The sequence below is a fragment of the Actinomadura sp. BRA 177 genome (assembly GCF_013372625.1).
GTDB lineage: Bacteria > Actinomycetota > Actinomycetes > Streptosporangiales > Streptosporangiaceae > Spirillospora.
This window is the reverse complement of sequence record NZ_JABXFD010000055.1, coordinates 1-24,189: the sequence shown is the minus strand read 5'-3', so window position 1 is coordinate 24,189 and position 24,189 is coordinate 1. Positions and strand designations below refer to the sequence as shown.

26 protein-coding genes, 1 tRNA gene and 2 pseudogenes are annotated in these 24,189 nt (G+C 67.7%); 7 read left to right on the top strand and 22 right to left on the bottom strand.

Translation table 11 applies throughout. From position 1 onward, the window contains the following. Window positions 1-1,684 (bottom strand): BTAD domain-containing putative transcriptional regulator (locus HUX53_RS00475; RefSeq protein WP_176401176.1); only part of this gene is annotated, 1,684 nt, incomplete at its 3' end. 135 nt (window positions 1,685-1,819) lie between these two features. On the opposite strand from HUX53_RS00475, the gene HUX53_RS00470 reads away from it, so the two are divergent. Further along, window positions 1,820-2,581 carry a hypothetical protein gene (locus HUX53_RS00470; RefSeq protein ID WP_176401175.1) on the top strand — a complete coding sequence of 254 codons (762 nt, stop codon included), beginning with the start codon at window positions 1,820-1,822 and terminating at the stop codon, window positions 2,579-2,581. Window positions 2,582-2,776: 195 nt separating this feature from the next. Then, window positions 2,777-3,514: a ZIP family metal transporter gene (locus HUX53_RS00465; RefSeq protein ID WP_176401174.1), complete on the top strand. Its 738-nt coding sequence runs from the start codon at window positions 2,777-2,779 to the stop codon at window positions 3,512-3,514. A 69-nt stretch (window positions 3,515-3,583) separates the two neighbouring features. Here HUX53_RS00465 and HUX53_RS00460 read toward each other — a convergent pair whose 3' ends face one another. The 4 genes and pseudogenes from HUX53_RS00460 to dcd all read right to left on the bottom strand — a co-directional run bounded on the left by HUX53_RS00460 (window position 3,584) and on the right by dcd (window position 7,477). Then, the gene (locus tag HUX53_RS00460; RefSeq protein ID WP_176401173.1) at window positions 3,584-4,471 is read right to left on the bottom strand and encodes a glycine betaine ABC transporter substrate-binding protein; all 888 of its coding nucleotides are present in this window, start codon (window positions 4,469-4,471) and stop codon (window positions 3,584-3,586) included. A 188-nt stretch (window positions 4,472-4,659) separates the two neighbouring features. Further along, window positions 4,660-5,322, bottom strand: a pseudogene (locus tag HUX53_RS00455) (ABC transporter permease); the annotation flags it as partial. Window positions 5,323-5,476: 154 nt separating this feature from the next. Beyond that, a complete protein-coding gene (locus HUX53_RS00450) occupies window positions 5,477-6,727 on the bottom strand; it encodes a glycine betaine/L-proline ABC transporter ATP-binding protein (protein ID WP_176401172.1) in 1,251 nt (416 codons plus the stop codon). A 174-nt stretch (window positions 6,728-6,901) separates the two neighbouring features. Further along, entirely contained in the window at window positions 6,902-7,477 is a 576-nt protein-coding gene (gene dcd / locus HUX53_RS00445; protein ID WP_176401171.1) for a dCTP deaminase, read from the bottom strand. An 81-nt stretch (window positions 7,478-7,558) separates the two neighbouring features. Here dcd and HUX53_RS00440 point away from each other — a divergent pair. Then, a tRNA-Gly gene (locus HUX53_RS00440) sits at window positions 7,559-7,629 on the top strand. Between the two features lie 90 nt (window positions 7,630-7,719). Here HUX53_RS00440 and HUX53_RS00435 read toward each other — a convergent pair. The 9 genes from HUX53_RS00435 to HUX53_RS00395 all read right to left on the bottom strand — a co-directional run bounded on the left by HUX53_RS00435 (window position 7,720) and on the right by HUX53_RS00395 (window position 14,531). Next, on the bottom strand, window positions 7,720-9,069 hold the full coding sequence (locus tag HUX53_RS00435; protein WP_176401170.1) for a site-specific integrase: 1,350 nt from the start codon (window positions 9,067-9,069) through the stop codon (window positions 7,720-7,722). Beyond that, a complete protein-coding gene (locus HUX53_RS00430; RefSeq protein ID WP_217918942.1) occupies window positions 9,069-9,311 on the bottom strand; it encodes a helix-turn-helix domain-containing protein in 243 nt (80 codons plus the stop codon). Before HUX53_RS00430 ends, HUX53_RS00435 begins: the two co-directional genes overlap by 1 nt. Continuing rightward, on the bottom strand, window positions 9,308-10,666 hold the full coding sequence (locus tag HUX53_RS00425; RefSeq protein ID WP_176401169.1) for a replication initiator: 1,359 nt from the start codon (window positions 10,664-10,666) through the stop codon (window positions 9,308-9,310). Before HUX53_RS00425 ends, HUX53_RS00430 begins: the two co-directional genes overlap by 4 nt. 138 nt (window positions 10,667-10,804) lie before the next feature. After that, on the bottom strand, window positions 10,805-11,095 hold the full coding sequence (locus HUX53_RS00420) for a hypothetical protein (RefSeq protein ID WP_176401168.1): 291 nt from the start codon (window positions 11,093-11,095) through the stop codon (window positions 10,805-10,807). Next, window positions 11,095-11,508, bottom strand: a complete 414-nt coding sequence (locus HUX53_RS00415) for a hypothetical protein (RefSeq protein ID WP_176401167.1) — start codon at window positions 11,506-11,508, stop codon at window positions 11,095-11,097. Before HUX53_RS00415 ends, HUX53_RS00420 begins: the two co-directional genes overlap by 1 nt. Window positions 11,509-11,531: 23 nt before the next feature. Then, window positions 11,532-12,365 (bottom strand): DUF2637 domain-containing protein, encoded by an 834-nt coding sequence (locus HUX53_RS00410; RefSeq protein WP_176401166.1) that lies wholly within the window; start codon window positions 12,363-12,365, stop codon window positions 11,532-11,534. Further along, complete coding sequence (locus HUX53_RS00405) at window positions 12,362-12,679, bottom strand: hypothetical protein (RefSeq protein ID WP_176401165.1); 318 nt, start codon at window positions 12,677-12,679, stop codon at window positions 12,362-12,364. Before HUX53_RS00405 ends, HUX53_RS00410 begins: the two co-directional genes overlap by 4 nt. Before the next feature lie 104 nt (window positions 12,680-12,783). Continuing rightward, window positions 12,784-14,124, bottom strand: coding sequence for an FtsK/SpoIIIE domain-containing protein (locus tag HUX53_RS00400; RefSeq protein WP_176401164.1), 1,341 nt, complete (start codon window positions 14,122-14,124; stop codon window positions 12,784-12,786). A 14-nt stretch (window positions 14,125-14,138) separates the two neighbouring features. Continuing rightward, entirely contained in the window at window positions 14,139-14,531 is a 393-nt protein-coding gene (locus tag HUX53_RS00395) for a hypothetical protein (RefSeq protein ID WP_176401163.1), read from the bottom strand. 164 nt (window positions 14,532-14,695) lie between these two features. Here HUX53_RS00395 and HUX53_RS00390 point away from each other — a divergent pair, with 164 nt between their 5' ends. Next, window positions 14,696-15,040, top strand: a complete 345-nt coding sequence (locus HUX53_RS00390) for a winged helix-turn-helix domain-containing protein (protein ID WP_176401162.1) — start codon at window positions 14,696-14,698, stop codon at window positions 15,038-15,040. Window positions 15,041-15,326: 286 nt separating this feature from the next. On the opposite strand, the gene HUX53_RS00385 is transcribed toward HUX53_RS00390, so the two are convergent. From HUX53_RS00385 to HUX53_RS00375, 3 genes are all read right to left on the bottom strand, one after another. Next, window positions 15,327-15,665 carry a hypothetical protein gene (locus tag HUX53_RS00385; RefSeq protein WP_176401161.1) on the bottom strand — a complete coding sequence of 113 codons (339 nt, stop codon included), beginning with the start codon at window positions 15,663-15,665 and terminating at the stop codon, window positions 15,327-15,329. An 89-nt stretch (window positions 15,666-15,754) separates the two neighbouring features. Continuing rightward, window positions 15,755-15,997, bottom strand: a complete 243-nt coding sequence (locus HUX53_RS00380) for a hypothetical protein (RefSeq protein WP_176401160.1) — start codon at window positions 15,995-15,997, stop codon at window positions 15,755-15,757. Window positions 15,998-16,027: 30 nt separating this feature from the next. Continuing rightward, window positions 16,028-16,264: a hypothetical protein gene (locus tag HUX53_RS00375; RefSeq protein WP_176401159.1), complete on the bottom strand. Its 237-nt coding sequence runs from the start codon at window positions 16,262-16,264 to the stop codon at window positions 16,028-16,030. Window positions 16,265-16,381: 117 nt separating this feature from the next. Here HUX53_RS00375 and HUX53_RS00370 point away from each other — a divergent pair, with 117 nt between their 5' ends. Further along, window positions 16,382-17,161 carry an aminotransferase class IV family protein gene (locus HUX53_RS00370; protein WP_176401158.1) on the top strand — a complete coding sequence of 260 codons (780 nt, stop codon included), beginning with the start codon at window positions 16,382-16,384 and terminating at the stop codon, window positions 17,159-17,161. Window positions 17,162-17,187: 26 nt separating this feature from the next. Further along, on the top strand, window positions 17,188-18,180 hold the full coding sequence (locus tag HUX53_RS00365) for an SUMF1/EgtB/PvdO family nonheme iron enzyme (protein ID WP_176401157.1): 993 nt from the start codon (window positions 17,188-17,190) through the stop codon (window positions 18,178-18,180). 167 nt (window positions 18,181-18,347) lie between these two features. Here the strand turns inward: HUX53_RS00365 and HUX53_RS00360 are convergent, their stop codons facing one another. The 5 genes and pseudogenes from HUX53_RS00360 to HUX53_RS00345 form a co-directional block, all read right to left on the bottom strand. Further along, window positions 18,348-19,343 (bottom strand): response regulator, encoded by a 996-nt coding sequence (locus tag HUX53_RS00360; protein WP_255204785.1) that lies wholly within the window; start codon window positions 19,341-19,343, stop codon window positions 18,348-18,350. Window positions 19,344-19,348: 5 nt separating this feature from the next. After that, window positions 19,349-20,269 carry an ATP-binding protein gene (locus HUX53_RS42380; protein WP_176401155.1) on the bottom strand — a complete coding sequence of 307 codons (921 nt, stop codon included), beginning with the start codon at window positions 20,267-20,269 and terminating at the stop codon, window positions 19,349-19,351. A 1,340-nt stretch (window positions 20,270-21,609) separates the two neighbouring features. Beyond that, on the bottom strand, window positions 21,610-21,708 hold the full coding sequence (locus tag HUX53_RS40545) for an SHOCT domain-containing protein (protein WP_255204781.1): 99 nt from the start codon (window positions 21,706-21,708) through the stop codon (window positions 21,610-21,612). Between the two features lie 227 nt (window positions 21,709-21,935). Then, a pseudogene (locus HUX53_RS42890) lies at window positions 21,936-22,241 on the bottom strand (PH domain-containing protein); the annotation flags it as partial. A 1,097-nt stretch (window positions 22,242-23,338) separates the two neighbouring features. After that, window positions 23,339-23,809, bottom strand: coding sequence for a hypothetical protein (locus HUX53_RS00345; protein WP_176401154.1), 471 nt, complete (start codon window positions 23,807-23,809; stop codon window positions 23,339-23,341). Between the two features lie 65 nt (window positions 23,810-23,874). Between HUX53_RS00345 and HUX53_RS00340 the strand changes: the two genes are divergently transcribed. Then, entirely contained in the window at window positions 23,875-24,090 is a 216-nt protein-coding gene (locus HUX53_RS00340; protein WP_176401153.1) for a hypothetical protein, read from the top strand. Window positions 24,091-24,189 lie beyond the last annotated feature (99 nt).

The following is a 24,189-nucleotide window of genomic DNA, read 5'->3' as shown; positions in this document are numbered from 1 at the left end:
GTTCTACGGGGGGTGGTGCTGCATCGGTGAGTGGGGGGACGGCGATCAGGACGTCGCGGAGGATGTGGACCGTCTGGTAGGGGAGGATCTCGCGGACGGTGAGGTCGTCCACCGAGGTGAGCGGGCCGTGTGCCGTGCGGGCCAGGACGATCAGCTTCGCGTGGTACGTGCCGAGGCCGGGCAGCGAGGCGAGGACGTGCTCGGGCGCCGAGTTGACGTCGATCAGGCCGCCGTCGTCGAACGTGCGGGGCAGGTCGGGACGTCCGATGCCGAGCCGGCGGGCGATCGACGGATGGTGCAGCGCCAGCGCACGGGCCTGCTCGCGGCGGACCCTCCGCTCGATCAGCTGGACGTTCGGCATACCGCCGAGGTGCACGGCCGGCCGCGGCCCGGCCGTGATGATGGCGAGCTGAACGGGGCCGCCGATCATCGTGACCACCAGCGCGAGGAAGGCCGGGCCGTCCCACCAGGTGGTCTGCTCGGGGTCGCCGCTCCCGGCGACGGCGAAGAAGGCGATCCACAGCACCAGGTGGCCGGCCGCCATCAGCCCGAGCCGCCGGCTGTGCCGCCGTGCCGCGATGTAGGCCACGAGGGCCCAGGTCGCGAGGCCGAAGGTGAGCACCGGGAGGGCGATGATGAGGGCCCGCAGCGGCCCCGGAAACCAGCGTCCGGCCGGCGGCGGTACCGTCCACACCGCATGTTCCGCGGCGACGTGCTGTTCCGCGAGGACGCTGATGGCCGGAGCGGCGGCGTAAGTCGGACCGGGGTGAGCGAGGCCGGGCGGGCCGGCCGGCAAGGGAGTGGGAGCGTGCGGCGGGTCGGGCGGGACAAACCTGGGCGCGGGCGGTTCGGGACGTTCCGGTGCCTCGTCCGGCGCCGCCGGTAACGCGAGGGACGGGTCGGAGCGCAGGATCCCGACGTGCAGGTTCCGTAGCCGCTCGCCGGGCTCGACGCCGAACTCGTCCGAGAAGAAGTCGCGCGCGTCCCGGTAGGCGGCGAGGGCCTCGGCCTGCCGTCCGCACCGGTAGAGGGCCAGCATCAGCAGGTACCGGAAGCCCTCCCGGAGCGGATACTCGGCGACCAGCCGGAGCAGCTCGGGCACCAGCCGCGCATGCTCGCCGGACTCCAGCGCGGCGTCGGCGCACGCTTCCAGCGCCCCGGCGCGCATCTCCTCAAGATGGTCGCGCGCCGCGTCGAAGAAGGTGCCGTTCAGCCCCGCCAGCGCCGGTCCCCGCCACATGGCCAGCGCCTCGCGCAGCATCGCCTCCGCCCGCGTCGCGTCGCGCACGGCCTGGGCCGCCTTCACCCGCTCCTCGAAGACCTGGGTGTCGAGGCTCTCCGGCGGGACGTTCAACGCGTATCCGGCGCCGGTCAGCGTGAGCAGCCGTCCCGGGGTGCGCGGCGAGCGGTCGGGTTCCAGCACGCGGCGCAATCCGGCCACGTACTTCTGGACGACGTTCGCGCCGTTGTCGGGAGGCTCGGCGCCCCACACCGCCTCCACGATCGACGCGGTCGACACCGGCCGTCCCGGCGTCAGCAGCAGGACGGCGAGGACCGCCCGCTGCTTGCCCGGCCCCAGGTCGAGCTCCCGTCCGTCCCGCCACGCGGCGGGCCGGCCCAGGATCTCGAAGCGCAGTGATGGTCCCTCGCCCGGCAGCGCGACCACCTCCCGTCCCCCGTCCACCCGGCACTGCCGCAGTGGTTCGGCAGCCGGGGCGCAGTGAACGCAGCATAACGACAGTGGTCCCGCACCGGCCTGCAACAGGCTCGTTCTGGACATCGGGGGCGATGTCTGAAAGGCGACCAGAGGGGACCACAGATGCCTCAACACCGGCTGCGGCCCGGCTACGTGCCGGCCGCACTCGTGCTCGCGCTCGCGACCGCCGCGGCCTGCGGGCCGGCGGAGGACGCGGCGACGACATCGAAGACGGCCTCCGCGCCCGCCACGCGCTCGCCCGGCGCGGCGACCGCGGCGGCACCGAACGGGGTGGAGAAGCTGGATCCGACCGCCATCCTGGCCCGCGCCCGCAAGGCGACCGCCTCGGCGCGCTCCCTGCGGATACGCGGCACCATCGAGGACGGCAAGGACAAGATCGCGCTCGACTTCCGCTACTCGGGCCGGACCAAGGCGACCGGCTGGTTCCGGCAGGGGAACGAGCGCGTCGAGATGACCAGGATCGGCAAGGAGATCTACCTCAAGGGCAACAACGCGTTCTGGAAGGCGATCGGCGGGAAGGGCGCGGTGCAGCTGTTCTCCGGCAAGCACCTCAAAACGACCACCACGGCCGCCGACTTCAAGGACATGGCGGCCTTCACCGACCGCACGGCCATCTTCAACGAGGCCGTCAAGGCCGGCGGCCCCTGGGACAAGGCCGGCACCGGGACGGTCGCCGGCACCCCCGCGCTGCGGCTGAACGGCGCGCCCGGCGAAGAGATCCGGGTCGCGACGCACGGCGCACCGTACGTGCTGCGCCTGGACGCCGGCCCGGGCAACCGCATCGAGTACCTCGCCTACGGGAAGCCGGTGGACGTCCGGCGCCCACCCGCCGGCACCGTCGTCGACGGGGACGCCTTCAACTGAGCCGCCGTCCGCTCGGCGTCCCCGGGGCCGCGGGCACCCGCCGAGCGGACGGCACCACCCCGCTTGAGCGGACGAGCACGCCGCGTTTGAGTAGACGGCACCCCCGCTTGAGCAGTCGGCCAGCCGCTCGCTTCAGCGGGCGGTGGCGCGCGGTGGTGAGGGTTCTAGACGTGGCCTGCCTGGTAAGACACGGGGATGGCCGTGCTCGTGTCCGTTCTCGCGTTCGTGATGACGCTCGCCGGCGGGCTCGCGGCGATGCGGGTGCGCGACCGGCGGCACCTCGTCCTCGGGCTGGCGGGCGGGTTGATGCTCGGCGTCGTCGCGTTCGACCTGATCCCCGAGTCGCTGGAGATGACGCGGCACAGTCCGCTCGGCGTGCCCGCGCCGATGATCGGCTTCGCGGCGGGATTCGTGTTGCTGCACGTCGTCGAGCAGGCCGTGGCGATCCACCGCGCCCACGAGGAGGAGTACGCGCCCCACGCGCATGGCGTCGAGGCGGGCGCGGGCGGCCTGCTCGCCGCGTCCGCGCTCGTCCTGCACAGCCTGGTGGACGGCATCAGCATCGGCCTCGGCTTCCAGTCCGGCACCGACGTCGGGGTCTTCGTGACGCTGGCCGTCGTCACGCACGACTTCGCGGACGGGTTCAACACCTTCACCGCGGCCTCGCTGAACCGCGCCGACCGCCGTCCCGCCGTCCTGCTGCTGCTCGCGGACGCCGCCGCGCCCGTCGCCGGGGCCGCGATCGGCACGCTGGCGACCGTCCCGGACGCCGTCCTCGGCCCCTACCTGGGGACGTTCGCCGGCGTCCTGCTGTACCTGTCCGCCGCCGAGATCCTGCCCGAGGCGCACAGCGTCCACCCGCGGGTCATGACGCTCTGCGCGACCGGGGCCGGGCTCGTGGCGGTCCTGCTCATCGTGGGCCTCGCCGGCTGAGCAAAGGCGAAGGGCCGCCCGGGATCGCCGGACGGCCCTTCCTCCGCTGCTGCGGACGTTCCCGGACGGTCAGCCCGTCAGGGACGTCGCGTAGCTCTGGTTCGACTTCAGCCACTCGTCGACGGCCTGGTCGGGGTTGCCCTTGTACTTGTTCTCCATGAGGTCCTCAAGGGACCCCAGCTTCTCGTCGTCCATCTTGAAGTTCTTCAGCCAGCCGGCGACCTCCGGCTGGTCCTTGCTGAAGCCCTCACGGGCGACGGTGTAGACGGCGTCGGGCTTGCCCATCGCGCCCTTCGGGTCCTTCAGGTCGCGGATGGGGTACTTCGAGTACGCCCAGTGCGGACGCCACAGCGTGACGACGATGTCTTCCTTGGCGTCGATGGCCTTCTTCAGCTCGGTCAGCATCGCCGCCGTCGAGGACGTCGTCACCTTGTACTCGTCCTCCAGGCCGTACGCGGGGAGCATCTTCTCCTGCGACACCCGGTACAGGCCGGAGCTCTTCTCGATACCGATGATCTTGCCGCCGTACTTGGCGCCCTTGCCCTTGAGGTCCTCCAGGGACTGCAGCGGCGAGTAGTCCGGCACGGCGATGGTCAGCGGCGCCGAGTCGTACCAGGCGCCGACCTTCTCCAGCTTGTCGCCGTACTGCTTCCAGTAGTCCTCGTGGGTGCCGGGCAGCCACGAGTCGAGGAAGAGGTCGACGTCGCCCTTCGACATGCCGGCGTAGAGCGGGCCGGTGTCGAGCGTCTTCACGTCGACCTTGTAGCCCTTGTCGGTCAGCAGCCGCTTCCACAGCTGCGTCGCGGCCTCACCCTCGGCCCAGCCCGAGACCATGCCGATGGTGATCTCCTTGTCGTTCTCACCCCCACCGGAGTCGGAGTCGCCGCACGCGGCGGCGCTCAGCCCGAGCGTCAGCGCCAACGCGGCGACCGTAAGACCCTTGAACTTGAAACGCATGCCCATCCTTTCGTCGGCTTGCATGTGAGGTAGGGGGGAGCGGAACTGTCCACCGGCTCGGCGGACCGGCTCTGCCGGTGGACTCAGCCGACGGGTTCGGCCGAAGGGGTGGCCACGTCGCGGGGGGCCGCTCCGCGGGTGGCCTTGCCGCGCGCGAACAGCACGCGGAGCATGGACGGGCCGTCGCCCAGGGCGCCGGTGAGGCGGTCCAGGTAGATGGCCAGGATGACGACGGCGATGCCGCCTTCGAAGCCCTTGGCGACGTCCACCCGGTTGATGCCCTCCAGCACCACGCCGCCGAGGCCGCCCGCGCCGACCATGCCCGCGATGACGACCATGGACAGCGACAGCATGATCAGCTGGTTGACGCCCGCCATGATGGACGGCATCGCGAGCGGGATCTGGATGCGGGTCAGGATCCGGTTCGGCGGCGTGCCGAACGCCTCGCCCGCCTCCACCATCTCCGGGTCGACGCCGCGGATGCCGAGCTCGGTCAGCCGGACGCCCGGCGGCATCGAGAAGATCACCGTGGCGACCACGCCGGGTACCGCGCCGATGCTGAAGAAGAAGATCGCAGGAATCAGGTAGACGAACGCCGGCATCGTCTGCATGAAGTCGAGGACGGGCCGGACGATCCGGCTCACCATGTCGTTGCGCGCCGCCGCGATACCGATGGGTATCGATAGGACGGTGGACACCACCGCCGCCACCAGCACCAGGGCCAGCGAGTCCATGGAGTCGTCCCACAGCTCCATGCTGTCGATCAGCGCGAAGCCGAGGATCGTGAACACGCTCAGCTTCCAGCCGCTGATCGCCAGCGCGATGACGGCCAGCACCAGGGTCAGCGCCAGCGGCGGCAGGAACGTCAGGACGTCCGTCAAGGCGTTCACCGACGTCTCGATGGCCGAGCCGATCCCGTCGAACAGCCAGGACAGGTGGTCGGTGCACCAGCTCACCAGGTTGTCGAACCACTCGCCGACCGGCACCCGGGGCAGCTCGATGGCCCTAATCACTGTCACTGCCCTCCTTCGCCAGCGCGAGTTCCGGTTCGTCGTCGACGGCCTCGTCCACTTCCGAGTTGATCGTGCCGAGCGCCGCCAGCAGCGTCACCCGCGGGATCACGCCGACCAGCGTGCCGTCCTCGTCCGCCACCGGGACCGGCAGGTCGCTCTCGGCGCAGCGGACGAACAGGTCGGCGACCGGGGTGTCCGGCGCCACGGGCTCCGGATCCTCCGGGTCGACCAGGCCCTCCAGGCTCGCGACGTTGTCCTGCACCGCGTCGGCGATCACCGTCGCGCGCACCCGGCCGACCAGCTTGCGGTCGCGCCCGATCACGAACGCCGCCGAGGTCTGGTGCTCGCGCATCGTCCGCAGCGCCGTCCGCGGCCCGGTCGACGCCAGCACGGTGACCAGCGGCTTCTCCATGACCGAGGACGCAGTCAGCACCCTGGTACGGTCCACATCCGCGACGAACTGGGCGACATAGTCGTTGGCCGGATCCGTCAGGATCTCCTCGGCCGTGCCGATCTGCACGATCCGGCCCTCCCGCATCACCGCGATGCGGTCGCCGATGCGCATGGCCTCGTTCAGGTCGTGGGTGATGAAGACGATCGTCTTCCCGAACCGGCCCTGCAGATCGAGCAGCAGGTCTTGGACCTCCCGCCGGATCAGCGGGTCCAGGGCGCTGAACGCCTCGTCCATCAAAATGATCTCGGTGCCGGACGCGAGCGCGCGGGCGAGCCCGACGCGCTGCTGCATACCGCCCGACAACTGACCGGGAACCTTGTCCTCCCAGCCTTCAAGACCCACCAGACCCAGGAACTCCCGGGCCTTCTTCTCACGTTCTTCCTTCGGGACGCCGCGGACCTCAAGCCCATACGCGGCGTTGGCCAGAACCGTCCGATGAGGGAACAACGCGAAGTGCTGGAAGACCATACTGATCTTGTTCTGCCGGAGCGCCCGCAGCGCCTTCGGCGACATCTTCGCGATGTCCTGACCGTCGATCTCGACGCTCCCGGACGTGACGCCGAGCAGCCCGTTCAGCATCCGGATCAGGGTGGACTTCCCCGACCCCGACAGGCCCATGACCACGAAGATCTCGCCCTGCCGGACCTCGAACGAGGCGTCCACCACGGCCGGGGTGACCCCGAGTCCGCGGACCGCCGCCAGATCGGCGCCCGCCTTGAGTTTGCGTTGTGCCTCTCCCGCCTTACGACCGAAGAGCTTGGTGACGCTTTCCGCGCGGAGTACTGACACGATCTCCTTCCGGGTTCCCACGGCGATGCGCGGAAACGGGTCGCCCTGAGCGCCCGGGCCTTACGCAAAGAGCCTGTCAACCGGACGCCAAACGTGTGCGTCACCCGAAACTACCCGCCCAGAGAACATGTTTCATCTTTTGGGTAGTCGCGTCACGTTCAGGTCACAAACGGGCTACACCTTCGTCCGATGGAAGTTCAGGTACGACCGCGACGGCGTCGGCCCCCGCTGGTCCTGGTACCGCGACCCGTACCGCTGCGACCCGTACGGGTACTCCGCCGGCGAGCTCGTCCGGAACAGGCACATCTGCCCGATCTTCATCCCGGGCCACAACTTGATCGGCAACGTCGCCACGTTCGACAGCTCCAGCGTCACGTGCCCGCTGAACCCGGGATCGATCCACCCCGCCGTCGAATGCGTCAGCAGCCCGAGCCGCCCCAGAGAGCTCTTCCCCTCCAACCGCGCCGCAAGATCCTCCGGCAACCCGAAGACCTCGTACGTGGACGCGAGCACGAACTCCCCGGGATGCAGGACGAACGCCTCCTCGGGCTCAACGTCCACCAACCGCGTCAGATCCGGCTGCTCCACAGCGGGATCGATGTGCGGGTACTTGTGGTTCTCGAACACCCGGAAGTACCGGTCCAGCCGCACATCGACACTGGACGGCTGAACCATGCCCGGCTCATACGGGTCGATCTTCACCCGCCCAGACTCGAGCTCGGCCCTGATGTCGCGATCGGAGAGCAGCACCCCGAAACGCTATCCCACCCCACGCCCGCACCCACGATCCGGTACAGTATCCACAGCATGGGCGGCCCCCAAGCCCCCCAAGCGGGTGTAGTTCAATGGTAGAACTTCAGCTTCCCAAGCTGACAGCGCGGGTTCGATTCCCGTCACCCGCTCACGACGAAGGCCCAGGTCAGGGACATGATCCCCGACACTGGGCCTTGATCTTTTATCACCGTCATCACTGTCGTGCAATTAGCGTGCAACTAAGCCACGGGCACCAGTGACCCCGCCGCCCCGTCATCGTCGTCCCCGTCCCGCTTCTGGTCGGCCTGGACGAGCGCGTTGAGCCCGTCCGCGATCGCACGGTCAGCACTGCTCGACCGGTGCTGATACCGCAGCGCCGCCCGCTCGTTGTCGTGCCCCATGCGCGCCATCAGGTTCCGCAGTGAGACGCCCATGTCGGCAGCGAGCGTGTTCCCCGTGTGCCGAAGGTCATGGAAGTGCAGGTTCGGGACGCCGAGCGCCTCCACGACCGGCGTCCACCGGGTCAGCTTGTTGAACCCGCTACGCCGCAACGGCCCGCCCTTGACGCCCGTGAAGACGAGGGCATCGTCCCCCTTCTTCGTGTACTTGGTCAGGTGCGCGACCAGGTGAGGGACGATCGCGTCTGGAATCGCGACCGTGCGCAGGCCAGCCCGTGACTTGGTCGGCCCCAGGATCATCTGACCGTTCGCCCGCTCGACGTAGGCACCGCGGACCCGGACCGTACGGTTCGCGATGTCGATGTCACACCGCCGGAGCGCCGTCACCTCGCCCCACCGCAGGCTTGCGAACGCGGCGAGGAGGATGAGCGCCCGCAGGCGATCGTCTCTGGTCACGTCCGCGCGCCCGTCCTCCGCCAGCTTCCACAGCGCCCGATCGGCGTTCGGCCGGGTCGCGAAGGTCTGCGGGAGCCGCCGCATGTCGCCGTCCTTGGCCCGGTACCGGACGCGGTACTCGCCGGAGTCGAGTTTGCGGATGTTGCCGACCGGCCGCACGCCGACCCGTTCGGCCAGGTCGAAGACTTGCGCCACGGTGAGGACGGGACGTTCGGCCGCTTCTTCGGTGCCGGCACCCCGCACGCGGCACGGGTTCCGAAGGAGGATCTTGTCCTCCTCGACGGCCGTCATGAGGACGGCCCGCAGCAGCCGGTACGCCTTTGCCGTCATGCTCGCCGAGACGCCGGAGGCGAGGAGCGTCGACCGCCACTCGCGGATCATGGCCGTACTCAGCTTGCCGAGAGGCACGGCGCCCAGGTGCGGGACGATGTACTTCCCGAGAAGCCAGGTGTACAGCTCGACCGTCCGAGGCCGCAGGCCCGCCCGCTGCTCGATCCACTTCCCGGCGTAGTCGCCGAGCTTGACCTTGCCCCGCTCAGGGTCGGTCCACTCGCCGCTAAGGATCTGGGCCTCAGCGAGCGTCAGCCACTTCTCGGCGTCACCTTTGCGCGTGAAGGTCTTGGGAGCCGTCCGCCGCTGCCCGTTCGGCGCGAGGTAGCTCGCTTGGAATCGCCCGGAGGGCAGTTGCCGGATGTTGCCGAAACGCCGGTGTCCCGCCTTGTTGCCCTTGGCCATTACGCAGCCCTCCAGACGTCGGACGCGGTCATGGGCTCGACGAGACCGGCCGCGATGAAGTCGTGTAGTGCGGATTCGGGGATGCGCACGAAGCGCCCGAGCTTGACGAAGCGGATGCGCCGTTCGGCCACGAGCCGACGAGGGAACCGCGGGGAGGTGTTCAGACGCTCGGCCGCTTCCGTGATCGTCAACAGCCGTTCGTTCGGGTCGATCGGGGCTGTCTGGGGCCTTGCCTTGGTCAAGCTGCGCTCCTAGCGGTCGCTTGTGACGGAGGTGGGAGAGGTCTTCCGGTGAGCGCGGCAGTGACGAGCGCCTCGCCGCGTGTGAGGCCCTGGCTGTGGAAACGCCATTCGCCGATGGCGAGGACGAGGTCAGGGTCTTGGTCGTCGGGCGGTTGCCAGCCGGGGAACTGCTCGCGGACGTAGGCGATGCGAGCGGCCCGCAGTGCGCCGAGGGTGGTGGAGTACCGGCGGGACTTGGTCGAGAAGTGGCCCCGGAACCCGAGCATGTGAGCCCACTGGACGAGCCGGAGATCGGCGAACTCGTCCAGGGCACCCAAGGTCAGGCATGCGGTCATGAGTCGCCGGGCGTGCGGCGTGATCGGCAACGCGTCGAGGTCGTCAGCGGGTTGAAGCCGCCGGTCGAGGGTGCCGACGCATTCGGCGGCCTTGGTGGCGTACTTGGCGATGTAGCCCGCTACGGCCTGTTGGGTGAGCGTGCCCGAGGAGGTGATGGCCCGGATGTCGACTTGCGCGCCCCAGGTCAGGGACCGGGCCGGGATGCCGGGCGCCGCCGGAGTGGTGACCGACACGGCGCCGGCGGCGTGCCGGACGGCGTCCTCCAGGAGCCGGACGTTTGCCCAGCCGGGCGGGGGCGTGGACGGCCCGTCCGGGCCGTCGAAGCGGATGACCGCATGGAAGTGGACGACGCCGCGCCGCTGGTACTCGGCGACCTTGGCGAAGGAGACCGCCAACGTCTCGCGGAACTCTTTCTGCGTCAGCCCGGCCGACTTGGCGAGGTACCGGCGCAAGGCGAGCGTGAAGCGCCGCCACAACTCCGGAGCCATGGCGTTGAACAACACCGACCCGGCGTAGTCGTAGCAGTCGGCGCACAGCGGTTCGCCGAGTCGAGGGTCATCGTCGGAGTGCCGGACGCCGCAGGAGGCCACCACGCCATGCGGGCACGGCTTGGCGTCCCGTCGAGGGTGGCAGCGTTCGACCCGTCCGCCGTTGCGCACCCGCCGCGCGTGGACGGGGCCGAACGAGGGCGCGGTCAGCGTGACGAAGGCGGCCGGGTGGCCGGAGACGCTTTCCGGGATGCCCTTCCCACCGGCCAGGCCCGCCCGGATGAGCTGGTAAGTGTCGGCCCGGTAGATCTCGGCGCACGCCGGGCACCGGGAGGCCCGCCGGGTCTTGCAGGCCACGGGGAGCGCGCCGTCCGGTTCGGTGTCGGTGGAGTAGCTGTGCAGCAGTTCGCCGGTACCGGTGTGGACGTGCTTCACGGTGCCGGTCAGGAAGACCGGCTGAGCGCAACCGCCGGTTGCGCGGGCACGAGCGGCCCAGCGCTCGAAGTCCGCCCGGTCAATGATCTTCGCCATCAGCCGGGCATCCTGCGGCGTGACGACAGGGTGAGGCACGATGAACGGGTCTCCTTACCGATTCATGCGGGACAGGGGATGGCCCCCGACGTGACGGCGTGACTTGGCGGTTGAGCGGTCACGCCGGGGGCGTTCAGGTCACTGGCAGTTGCCGAGGCCCGAGCAGTGCGGGCAGGTGTCGCCGTAGGAGTCCAGGCCGGTCCCGCCGCAGTTGCAGCACTGCCACCACTCGCCGACCGGCGCGAGCGGCCGCGGGAAGGCGACGGCCGATCCGGTCGCGGAGTCCTGCGCGGTCACCTCGGCTGAGCCGCAGGCCGAGCAGGAGGGACCGCCCCGAAGCCCGAGCAGAGCCACCCAGCCGAGCCCGCCGCCGGTGACGTTGCAGGCCCGGCAGCGAAGCCGCCACGTCGTCAGGCTCTCGACGGTCATCAGGCGGCCTGCTCGTCGTTGTCGGCGCCGTCTTGGTTGGTGTCGAGGATGATGTTGTGGCGGTAGCTGTTGCGGGCGAGGGCTTCGCGCTTGTTCCGCTTGGGAATGTGGACGATTCGGTAGGTGATGCGGCCGAAGCGCTTGGTGGCGGTGTAGTGGCCGCCGGTCGGGCGGTCGTCGGTGACCTCGGCGCCCAGGAGCGCCGCCGTCTGGTCGACCTGGGCGACCGCCGAGGCGTCGTTGTCGTGGGCGAACACGTGGTAGGTCTCGCCGTACTCGTCGACGGGCACGGCGGGGTTGGCCTCCAGGAAGTCGGCCAGGGCGCGCAGGCCGGTGATGGTCTGCTGGCGGGCGAACAGGTCGCCGGGCACGATCGGGGGCGTCTGGCCGGTGGGGTTGGTGTGGGTGGTCATGGCGGTTTCCTCCAGCGGATCAGTCAGGCGAGGGATGCGGTTTCGGTGCGGAGTTGGCGGAGCAGGTCGGAGGCGAGTTGGTTGGAGACGCCCAGGCGTGCGCGGAGTGCGTCACGGGTGATGGGCCGCCCGTGCTCGGTTTGGTGTTCGGTGGCGACGCGGCGCGCGAAGTCGACCAGCGGCCCCGCCGGACCCGACGAGGACGAGGCGGACGGCGTCGAGGTGGAGTGTTCGGCGGGGACGGGGATGGAGGTCTGGCCGTCCTGTTCGTCCTCGCCCCGCTCGTTGCCGTTGTGATGGACGGCCGGGACGGCGGCGGCGACGGTTGCCCGCTCGTCCTCCCACACCACCCACGGCGATGAGACCGAGGACGGGACGGACGAGCCCGCCGAAGAAGGCGACGGGGACGGCGTCGAGGCCGAGGGCGGGCGGCCGAAGGAGTCCGGGACCGGCGAGGGGCGAGCCGCCGGACCAGGGCCGGCCTTGCGGCGTTCCAGCATCGACACCGCGACCAGGAACGCGCCCGCCGGAGTGCCCGCGGTGATCCAGCCCCAGACCGACGGGTCGGCCTGTGCCAGGTTCGCGGCCAGCGAGAGCAGGATCCCGCCGACCAGGACGACGGTCGGCCACGACAGCCGCCCGGTTGCCCGCCCGGTGCTCTTGTCGCGCTGCCGCTCCCCGGCCGCCATGACACAGGTCAGGTCGATGCAGACCGCGATAGCCCAGGCCATCCACCCGGTTTGACCGTGCTCGGTGGCGGTGTCGCGGATGAGGGTGAACGAGCCCGCTGCCGCGATACCGGCCAGCACCACCACCGGCCCGGAGTCGGCGACCGCGCCGAGGATGCGGCGGGTCATGCCGCCCGCCGGACGTCGACGAGCGCGAGCAGCGCGGCGAGTTCGACGTCACACCGGTGGACGTCGGCCCAGTCGTCGACCTCGCCGCAGGACGAGGAGGCGAAGGAGTCGGCGCAGCGCTGGCAGCGGGCGATGTGCAGGGAGCGGAAGTCGTCCCACTCGACGCCGACCGGCCACACGTCCCAGGACGACACCGCCGAGGACGAGCGGGACGGGGACGACGAGCCGGACCGCGAGGACGGGGACGACGGGGACGGGACGGCGACGAACCGGGGACGAGGACGGGGACGAAGGGCACGGACGCGGGCGACCATCGGGCAGCCTCCAGGGACGGTTTCGGGCATGGGTCGGGTAGGGACGTGGCGCGAACGGGCTCACGCCGAGCCGAAGGAGAGGGAAGGGAGCGGAGGAGGGCCGGTTAGGCGGCCGGGTGGACGACGGGGACGGACCCGATCAGCGCGTCCCAGTCCGGGGTCAGGTGCGCCCAGTCGCGCGCCGCCTGCTCGGCCGCCTGCTCGGGGACGTAGACCGACCGGGCGCGGTGCCAAGCGCCGTCTTGACCGGCGACCACGCACACCCCCGGAGTCTCGGCAGGGATGGCGCGCGCGGCATCCAGGGCGGCCGGGTCCAGGTCGCCAAGGGTCATGTTGGCGGTTTCGGGGTCGTTGACCCGGTGACACACCCGCCCCGACAACTGGGCACGGAGCGCGGTGACGCCGGGGCCGAGGTCGGAGCCGATGCGCTGCCCGCACACGATCAGGTGGACGGCGAACGCGCGGCCGAGCTGGGCGACCCGCAGCAGCGCGGTAGCCGTCCGCGACACCTCCTCTTTCTCGGACTTGTCGGCCATCAGGAACAGTTCGGCGACCTCGTCCACCAGGACCACGACCGGGACCGGCCGCAGGTGTTCGGGGAGCGTCCACACGTTGCGGGCACCGTGCGCGCGGCACGTGGCCATGCGGTTCTCGACCTCACCGACCAGATCGGACAGCAGGTCGACCGACTCTTTACGGGTAGTGGCCAGCGCCGACAACCGAGGCGCATAGGGGGTGAACTCGACGCCGCCCTTGAGGTCGAACCCGACCAGGGCGACCGGTTGGGGAGCCAGGTCCCGAATGACGGCGTTCGCCAGGTTGGACTTGCCGGACTGCGTCGCCCCAGCGTTGAGCCAGTGCGGCACGGTGCGAAAGTCCATCACCCAGTCGTGCCCGTTCTCCAGCCTGCCGGGCCGCACCCGCAGCAGTTCCACGGGCGCCAGCGACAGCGTCACCTGGGTGAGCGGGTCCCGCATCGTCGCCCACAGCGTCACGAAGCCGGGCCGGACGTCGACCACGCGCACGGAGTGGACGCGCCAGGCGTGCGCGATGCCCTCAGCGGCCTTTTCGTAGTCCGCCGGGATCTGGCCATCGTGGAGCCGAAGCCGCATACGCCACCCGAGCCGGGTCGGGCGCAGCATGCCGAGGCGGGGCGCGCGCTCGACGTCGACCCGCCGCACCCGCCGCTTGTGCTGCACGACGGCGCCAGCGCTACGGCTTGCCAGCCCGACCACCGGGACGGCGTCGAGGGTGAGCCGGAACCGCCGCCGGTTGCGGGTGAGCTTGCAGCCCGAGGCGACGTGATGCCACGTCAGATACACCAGCACCGCGCGGAGCGGGAAGGCGACGCCGTACCAGAACGAGGCCGGGTGCCAGCGGCGCCAGGCCCAGAGCCCGGCCGCCGCAGCGGCCAGGACCCCGAGCACCAGGAGCAGGTCAGTCATGACCGGGCCGCCGCTCAAGCCACGCCCGCCGGAGCGGACGCGTCCGACGAGGAGGCCGACGACGACGAGGGCGAGGGCGGGGCGACCGAGGAGACGGGCGCGATGCGGTCGGCGCGGTAGGCCACACCCCAGCGCTTCTCACCACCGAGCACCGCTTCCCACGGGAACGCCACCAGCCCCACCGGGGTCACGACCTCGCCGATCGTCACCGACTGGTCGCCGGTCAACGCGACGTTGAGCAGGTCGACCCGCCCGGACGCGTCGGCGGCCGACAGGCCCACGGTGAACACCGTGTGCCCGTTGCGGTCGGTCTTGACCTCCCCCGTGTCCTGATTGACCAGCTTGGGGCGCGGCGGCGAGACGCACACGAACGTCAGCGCCGACACGTCCACCGGGATGTTGCGCATGAACCCCTCCAGGGCCAGAAGTGAACTACCTAGATACAAAGGTACCTAGGGAAGTCGCCAAGTCAAGCGCTAGACCGAGATTTTTCACAGGTACCTAGAGACCTAGGCGTAGACGTACACTGTCTGACATGGCAAAAGGCCCGGTAGACCGACGCAAACCGTACGTGCGCATTGCTGACGACCTGCGCCGCGACATCGCGTCCGGCGTCTACCCGGTAGGGGAGACCCTGCCGCCGGGCGCCAAACTCGCCGACCAGTACGGCGTCTCAGGGATGACCGTCAGCAACGCGATTGCCGTTCTGCGCGAAGAGGGCTTGGTCACCACACGGCAGGGAGCCCGAGGCGCAACCGTCATGGCGACCCCGGACGCCCAAGGGGCCGGCGACACCCCGCCAGAGCACAGCGAGGAGTTCCGACTCCTGTTCACTCAGCTCCAGGACATCCGGGGTCAACTCCGCAACCTCAGCACGAGGCTTGACCAGCTAGACGAACGAACCAAGGACCTCTAGGCCGAGCCGTGTTGCCAGTCGTCCCACCCGCCCACGAATGGCGACGGCCGCACGGCACAGGAACCCACGGTGCCCCCACCGTCCTCTATGCCGCACGGCCGTCAAGGCCATGGCCACCCGTCAGGATTCCTGATGGCCATGACCAGCTCTCGCACCGACACCGCCTCAACCAGCCGCCACCCACGGTCACACCGCACCAGCGCCCACAGCGACCGGGTATAGCGACCCCGCCAGCAGGTGACCTCGAAGCGTTCCGAGATCTCGGCGAGGGCCGCCCCGGCGTCCATCAGGACCCGTCCGTCCCCCAGAACGAGCCCGCCGCCGACACCCACCGATCCAGCGCCGTCATCACCCGCAAGACCGCCAGGTCCACATCCGCGCAGGGCGCCAGCAGTTCCCCGGTACTGGACCGGTACCACCACCCGCCAGCCCCGCCGGCGACGGTGACGCTCTCGCCCAGGCCCCACATATCGGGGAAGTGCACCCGCAGCAGGGGCAGGGTCTCGGCGTAACGGCGCTCCACCTTCCACCCACGCCGCCGCAGGGCACGCGCGAGCCGGTTGAGCCGCCGCCGCGCGGTGAACGGCCGAGGCAGCGCGACGAGTGCATCCGGGGGGATAGGCACCCGCCGCGCCGCCTCAGCCTGCCCCAGGGCCGTCCCACCCAGCGCGGGGACGGCCCCCTCCGGTGATGGCGGGGGAGACCACGTCACCATCACCAGGCCCTTTTCATCACCGGACGCCCCACGCGCTGCCGCTCCTGCACCAGCGCCTCACGCAGCGCCGCCGCGTCCGACCGGATCACCGTGAGGTCGACGCCCGCGGCCGGGTTGTGCAGGGTGGCGACCCAGTCGCCGAGACGCCCGTCCCACCGCCGAGCCCGCCAGATCCGATGCCCGGTGAACTCCTCCCGAAGCCGACGAAGCGCCGGGTCATCGTTGTGCGCACGCGTTTCCATCGCAGGGTTCCTCAGTTGAAGTCGTTCGTCTCAGGCCGCGCCGGTCTCGCGATCCGGGGCAGCCGTACCGGCGCGGTGAACCCGAGCCGTGATCTGGCGTGTCCGGGCGTGTAGTTCATCGAGTTCGGCAGTGATCTCGGCGAGTTCCGCGAGAAGGATCTGACGCTCTTCCTCGGTCAGCCCGCCGGCCCGCCCCGTGTCATTGCTGCGCAGACGCGGCATAGCGAGCCGCACCACCTTGTCTTCCGAACGCACACGACCGCTCATGCCAACCACGGTGTCGTGTTGATCAGGCCTTTCCCATGTCCTGGCACCGACGCAGCACTGAACTTGTCCTGCACCCACCCCTGTGAGCAGCCCATACCTACTGACAGACTGAGCCCTATGGCGGAACTGAACGGCGTACCTGTCACCCCGGATGAGCTCAAAGCGCTAGCTCTGGTGAACTACGGTCATTTCACCTCGATGCGCATGGAAGACCAGCACATCAGAGGCTTTTCGCACCATCTAGAACGACTTGCCCGAGACTGCCGCGTTCTCTTCGGCCAGGAGCTGGACCGCCAACAGGTCCGTGACTACGTCCGACAGGCCACCGCCGGACGAGACGGCGCGTTCGTCGTCCGCGTGACGATCTACGACCCCGACCTAGAGCTAGGCCACCCCGGAGCCCGCGCCGAGCCGAAGGTCCTCGTCACGACCCGGCCGTCCGGGACATGGCCGATGTCCCCCATGCGAGTGCAATCCGTCCCCTACATGCGCGAGCTGCCCGAACAGAAACACGTCGGCCTATTCGGCGCCCTGTGGCACCGCCGCAACGCCCAGCTCGACGGGTTCGACGATTGCGTTTTCACCGACCCGGAGCTGTACGTCTCCGAGGGCGCAACGTGGAACATCGGCTTCTTCGACGGACAGCAAGTCATCTGGCCTAACGCCGAAGTTCTCCAAGGCGTGACCATGCGCCTACTCCACCAGGTGCACGACGCGACATCCCTCGGCCCCGTCAACCTCGCCGATCTACCGCGCATGGAAGCCGCATTCGCCACCAACACAGCCATTGGCGTGCGAGCGATCACGGGCATCAACGAAGTGGAGTTCCCAGACGCGCACCCGATTTTGGAGACTCTCCGAAAGGAATACGAAGAGATCCCCGCCGAAGCCGTCTGAGTCCGCCCCGCTACGGAGAACCCGACATGCCCCCCACAGTCTCACGCTGGACCGGCAAGGAAGCCCGCGCCCTACGGGACGCCAAGCGCGTAAGCCAGGTGGAGTTTGCCGCAGAACTCGGCGTAAGCGAACGGATGATCGTCAGATGGGAGAAGGGGAACGTGATCCCCCGCCCCATCAACCAGCAGGGCCTTGACACCATCCTGTCGGCCTGTAGCCCCGACGTACAGGCACGCTTCGCCGAGATGATCGGCTTGACGAGCCCGGCGACGTCCGCCCAAGATCCGGGCGTGTCCTCAGAACAGCTAGCAAGCCCCCAGTCAGAGCCGGACGTGCCCGTCGGCGACGAAGACCAGGTCAGGCACCCGGTCGACGGGAAGTTGATGACGCTCGTCCCGGCCGGCGTCTACTTCGCAGGCGAGAACAACGAACCCGTGTACCTCCCGGCGTTCTACATCGATGTGTTCCCCACCACAAACGCCGACTACGCCCGGTTCGTCGCCGCGACCGACTACAAGCCGCCGCAGCACTGGGAGAACGGCGACATCCCCGAGGGACTCGAAAACCACCCGGTCGTGTTCGTCACCTGGCACGACGCCCACGCCTACGCCCAGTGGTCCGCCAAGACCCTCCCCAGCGCCCAGCAATGGGAGAAGGCAGCCCGAGGGACGCGAGGCGAGATCTACCCATGGGGCAACCAGCGGACGCCCCCTAAGGTCAACTGCCGAGAGGGCGGAAAGCGCACCACAACCCCCGTCGACTGCTACGCAAGCGGCGTCAGCCCGTACGGCGTCTACGACATGTGCGGCAACACCTGGGACTGGTGCTCCACCGAGACCGAGCCCGGCCGCCACGAGCTGAAAGGCAGCGCCTTCACAAGCCCCTTCCTCCGCTGCGCCCCCTCCACCTTCAACGACGCCGCAGCAGACATGCTCGACGACGACACCGGCTTTCGCTGCGCCACCCCAGCTGAGACCATGCGAGCCCTACGCAACGTGAGAGGCCAGTCAGCCACCTGACGACACGACCGACGCACGGGGCCGGATGAGAACTTTCTTTACGTCTTCAAGGGCGCCCGCTACGCGGCCGCCGCCGGTCGGTCCGGGCCGGGCATGCGGCCTCTCCGGGCCGACCCGCCCCGGCCGCCCGGCGCGCATCAGAATGCGCCAGACGTTGTGTGTGCTCGTCAAGGAGGATCCGTGCCCAGTTCGTAGGTCCGCACTTCACCGTCACTGAGCCTATCTTCATGCTGGACGGCAGTACGGCCAGTGGCAAGAAACACCTCGAACGTGATCATTCCGGTTGAAGGACAGCACGAGCATTTCGATGCAACATCGACACGAACTCGCGAGTAGACCGGAGCATGCTGAATACGACGAAAGCGCACATGAACGGCATTTGTATCTGACGGCTCTTGAGGTAGTTGGAACGTTCGCTCGACCTCTTCGTTCCTCGAAACCTCAAGCGTCCTCACTTCTTTGAGGCGTGCTGCTATTTCAGAGTTCAACTTGAATTTAAGAGACCCAAGCTGCTTGGGTGAGAGACCCGCTTCTCCTGCGAGTTTGAGTGCCGTCTCTTCTTCCAAGACGAGTGAGTCTTTGAAAGAAGTTGAGACCTTAATCCGCTCGGTTTGCCCGGCGTGTAGGGTGACGATATTCCGCCAAGAGTCGGGAAATATATGAGCATCAGATATTAACTGTGCTCGCACCAGGGTATAAGTCACGTTTGGCCGGCGCCGCAACAAGCCTGATCTACGAACAAACATCGGGTTGTCAGGGAGGGCCGTAGTGAGCGCGGCCGATTCAGTCTCATACGCAACGTACTCATGGCGTACGATCTCGGCTAGCTCTTGGATGTTGGATTTCGAAAGATACTGCCGGAAGCCCAACTTCAACGCCAATCCAACTTCATCCCTACTTGCCTCGCCAGTAAGCAAGACTGCTCGAATATAAGGATTAACCTCCTTCACCTTTCGATATAGATCAGTTCCAGCTTGATCCGGCATTCGCTGGTCGACGACCAGGACCTTAACGCCCTGTGATTGGCAAACGTCGATAGCCTCGACAACATCACTAGTGTGACGCACCGAAAGCCCGGTTTTGGCTGCTATTAGCTCCGAATAGTCCCTCGCGGCTTCGGGGGCGTCGTCAACGACCACCACATCGACCGAACCTGTCGGCATGTAACTCACTTCTCCCTTACAGGAAGAGCGACAATGAAGCGTACTATATCGCCATCAATTTCATGCCACAACCGCGCGTCCTTATATGTTGATAGCAACCTTTGCACTACCGATAGACCGAGGCCCTGGTGGTTGGCCTTGGTCGTAAAACCTGACTCATACATGGGAAGTTCAGAGTCGAAGCCATGAACACGAGATTCGACCTTAAGCAAGCTTTCGCCATCTCGCCGTTCGTAGTTGATCCGGATCTTGCTCCCTGTGATAGCCGCGTCTATGGCGTTCTCCAGAAGAGGAAGCAGCACCGACAACAAGAAGCTGTTTGGATATCCGAAGACCCTGTCATCGACCCCTATCTCTAGCTTGATGTCCTCCTCGGCCTGCTGCATATAGAGTTCGGCGGCAGCCCTTAGGCTTCTGTTCAACGATCGCGGATCCCAGTTTCCTGACCTCTCGGCGACGTGAGAAAGTTGACGGTAGGACAGAATAAAAGCTTTACATACGTCCACACTTTGTTGTGCATGTCGCAGCGACAAATTCCGTCCCTTAGTTTTCAGAAGCTCCCAAACCTCTTCATCGGAGGCAAGAAGTTCCAAGGCGGCTTCGATTTGCGACAAAGGAGTATTCAAGCTATGCGCTATCTCTCGGACTACACGGTATTCGTCACTACCTGCTTTAAGCGCCTCCCCCGAATGGATGGCAGCGTTACGTTCGATGGACGTTGTGTTAATCACAACGTTGGGCGGCTCTATTTTTGAGATCAGCTCAGCCAGGAGAGTGTTACTACTTTGCTCTTCCCTATTTGCAAACCTATAACTGATTTCCAGGCTCCTCTGTTGCAATTTTGCCATCTGGCGAGTAAATGTCACAGCAGTTGCTCCGGCAATTACAGCCAACGCGCTAACAGCGAATGGCAACCAGTCGCTCACTTTATGTCTCCCAACAACGATGACACTCCTAACATGCTGATAGTAGCCGTCTTAGGTGCACCCTCATAGGAGGAGCACGCGGCAGCACCCGATGTCTGGACCGCGTCTTGGGACGTTAACGCTGCCGAGCGACTGATCTTGAGGCTAGCGGAACGCTCGGAGCCAGCGACGGAGCAAGCTTCATGGAGGGAATCGCCCCCAGGCCTCCGGGTAGGATGCCGCGTTCGCCCGAGCTGTCCGCCACAATGGCGGGCTGTTCGCGTCGGACACTGCCCGGCCCGCTTGACGGTGCCGCACTGCCGCAGATGCGGGACCTGACGATCGCCCGGAGGGCTTGAGTATCGGTTCGGCATCGAGGTCGATGGGCCGACCGGTGATGACCACGTTGACGACAACGACGGCAGCCAACCAGCTCGACGGGCACGCGTCCGGCACCGTCGACCTTGGCCGACGGGGTGGCCGCAGAGTGGTTGCTACTTCTGAAAGCGGACGGTCGCGGAGCCAGGGCCCAGTTGAGCGAGCGCGAGTCGAAGGACTCGCGACCTCCGCGCCGCATGGGGCCGGAATGCTAAGCGGATGCTAACGGCAGGTCTGGACGGACCTGGACGAAGGTGCAACAGAGGGGCGGTCCGGAGGGCTACCCAGTAGATCGGTGGACGGGTGTGGATCTTGCTCATGGGACGCGTAATGGATCGCCCCGCGGCTCAGCACTACGATCGCCACAGCATGGCTGAGGTGAGTCGCGTGGTTGGGGGCGATCGCTGCCGCGGGGCTTCCGGTGCTCGGGCCGTGGCCGGCCCTGCGCTCCGGGTCCCCTTGCCCTCGGATGATTCGAGTGCCGCTGTCGTCCCAATCGGGCCGAGGATGCGCAGGTCAGCGGGTGCGGTGGCGTGCAATTAGCGTGCAATTAGCCACGGTGATCAGGGGGCAGTCACGGTCACTGGCGGTACGAGCGGAGGGCAGGTCAGCCGCTGTGACGGCCCGGATCGGTTTGATTCCCAAGCTGACAGCGCGGGTTCGATTCCCGTCACCCGCTCCACCATAACCCCAGGTCAGCGTGTTGCTTACCTGTTAGCGATCTTGTTTCAAGATTACATGTCAGCCAGATGTCAATGAGATCCGATGTGACCACCTGACATCTGATGCCACGCCGGTGGCCTCGCGAACCGCGTGAACGTATCAAAGTGGACATTCGCGTCGCATGGCCCCCTGTCGGCCGCCCGACCGAGGCCCTGTGCCGGCTCCGGCGCGCTTGATTTCGGATGGCGTGTGGAAGCCTGGGCGTCCATCCGGGCGCCACACGACGCGTCGGTACCTACCCGCTCACCGGGGTGGCCTGCCTAGAGCCGGTCGAGTAGGTCCTTCTTCTTGGCTTCGAACTCTTCGTTGGTGACGACACCGGCGTCGCGGAGTTCGCCGAGCTGCTTGAGCAGGGCCATGACATCTTCAGGTGTGGTGGCCTGAACCGCGGGCGTCGCCCGCAGAGTATTCGGCTGCGGCAATGCCGGCGCTGAGGCGTATCCGCCGGTGTCGAAACCAGCGGGCGGCTGCGGCATGGGTCCGGTGTGCTGGAACCGGTGCGTACCGAGATCCCGCTGCTCGTCGAGCTGCCGCTTATGTACGCCGCCCGTACGTGGTGCACTGTGCGATTGATCAGATCGCGGACCTGAGCCGGTTCCACGATGGAGTCGAGCACCGCGGTCTCGCGTGGGCCGCCGGGCCGGACGATGTGCACAAGAACGTTCCCAACCCTCTGTGTCTTCTGCAGCAGGGTCTGCGACACGTCCACGTCCTGGATGTTGATGAGCGGGATCTGCTCCTGTCTGGTGCCCGCGATCCCGCCGGTCTCGAAGTACAGGTAGTGGGTGGTGAGCCGGTAGTGCAGGGTGAACCGTCCGCCGGTGGCGCGGGCGGTGACGTTGCGGGACTCGCCCTCCCAGATGATCTGTTCCTGACCGGAGTGGATCGTCATCGGCTACCTGTTCGTACGCGGCCCCGTGGGGGCAAGGTGGGGTGCTGGCGTTGTTGGACGCATGCCAAGGCCGTCGAGTTGACATCACATCCCAGGTCAGACCACCTCTGATGCGCCACCGAAGCGGACGGCCGACGCCGTGTCGCTGAGCCATACCGGTGCGGGCCGGATACGAGCGGCTCGTATCCTCATGACGGTCGGCCGGCGCGTCGGCGGCGCTTTCCGGTAAACAATCGCTCGACGGCCGGTGAGGGCGATCCTCGTCCCCGTAGGCCTTCTCTATGCCCAGATAAGAGTGCTTGGAGGGCAGGGGCCCGGCCCTTTCTTCGCCGCTCCGGCCCGGTCGGCCCGGTGGCCCATCGGCTAGCAATGCCCATGTGAAGCCGTGCGTGCTCGCGGCGTGACGCTGCCACGGAATTGCACTGTCGGACGCCCGGCAGCGCACCCCCTCGGCGGCATGAGGGGCGTCGACGGTCCGCAAGTTCTGGGTGAGGATCGGCTGCGTGACGGGGCGAAGTAGAGGAAGCCATTCGTGCCGCTGTCTCTCCCGGGAAGCGGTGGGCAACCCCATCGGGACGTGGCCGCTTCGCCGTAGCCCTCTATACCACCGACGGGTGGTGCTGCTTCTTGACCAGAAAGAGGCATGGACGCCGTCGTGGAGGGCCGGACACGGGTTGGTGTACTGCGAGGTTGGCGCCGTCAAGGGGTGATGGTGGCAGTGTGCTACCTGGCTCGGGTCTGCCGGTTGGCAGCTTGAAGCCGGGTTGGGCGATCAGCGCTGGCGAGGCTGCTAAAGGTGTGCGGCCGCTGCCTGACGTCCGATGGACGCGGTCTCCTGGCCGGCCTCGAAGAGGGTCAGGTAAGCCTCACCAGCCAGCGGGTCGAGTGAGAAGATGGCCTCGCGATCGCCGCGCCGGAGACGGAGTGAACTGGAGCCCGACCGGCCAGCTCAGTTCGTCGTCTGGCGTCGGCTCGTCCTCGGAGAGCCAGGTCAGGTCTGCCGGCTCGGGCATCCGCATGGCCGGGAGCTACCACCACCAGCTTGAATGTCGTTGTTCGCCGCTAGTGTCCGGCGGACAGATTCGGGGAGGTCCGGCTCAGCGCCGGATAGGAGTCGGGGGGCGATCGTGGATATCAGTGCCGTCTATCGGGCCCTGTGCGGGGTTGCCCCGGAGGCTTTCGACGCACGGCTGGCCACTGCGATCGATGAGCTGGCGGTGCGTGCGCAGGCGATCGAGGTCCAGCGGGTTCTCGCGATCGAAGAGGGTGATGCCGCGGCGCTCCGCGATCTGCTGATCGACGATGTGATCAGGGTCGGTGTGGAGTTCGAGCGGCGGGGTGCTCTGGACGACCAGGTGTCGGCCCGCTCGATCGTTGTCGAGTTGCTGCGTCCGGTCGGTACTGAGCAGCCGCTCAATCTCGCCAATGCACTCGGCGTGCTCGCCCATCTCCTCGGTCAGACGCAGCGGTGGGACGAGGCCCTGAAATACGGCCGGGAATGCGTCGACGTGCTGCGTCCATTGGCGGCCGGCGGTCCTGGCGGCCCCATGTACGGGCGGGCGCTTCAAGACTGCGGTGCTTATCTGGCCAACCTGGGCGCTCGCAAGAGGCCGTCACCGCAATGCGGGAGGCCATGGCGGTGTACGAAGGGTTCCTTGTGGAGAACCCGGCCATGCGGGTGGACGCCGCGGTGACCGGTCGCGACCTGTTCGGCCTGCTGATGGGCACCGGGCAAGTGGACGAGGCCGTGGCGGTGTCCGAACGTGTCGCTGAACTCATGCGGGAAATGCACGCTGAAGGCCAGGACGGCTGGCTGCATCACCAGGGACCCGGCAAGGTCGTGAAATGAGGCTGTGACGTGCGGGTTCACTGGTCCGGTAGGCGGGTTTTGCGTGTTCGCAAGTGGCGGGTGGGGCCCGCGCGATTCGATGGAAGTTCTCACGCTCAC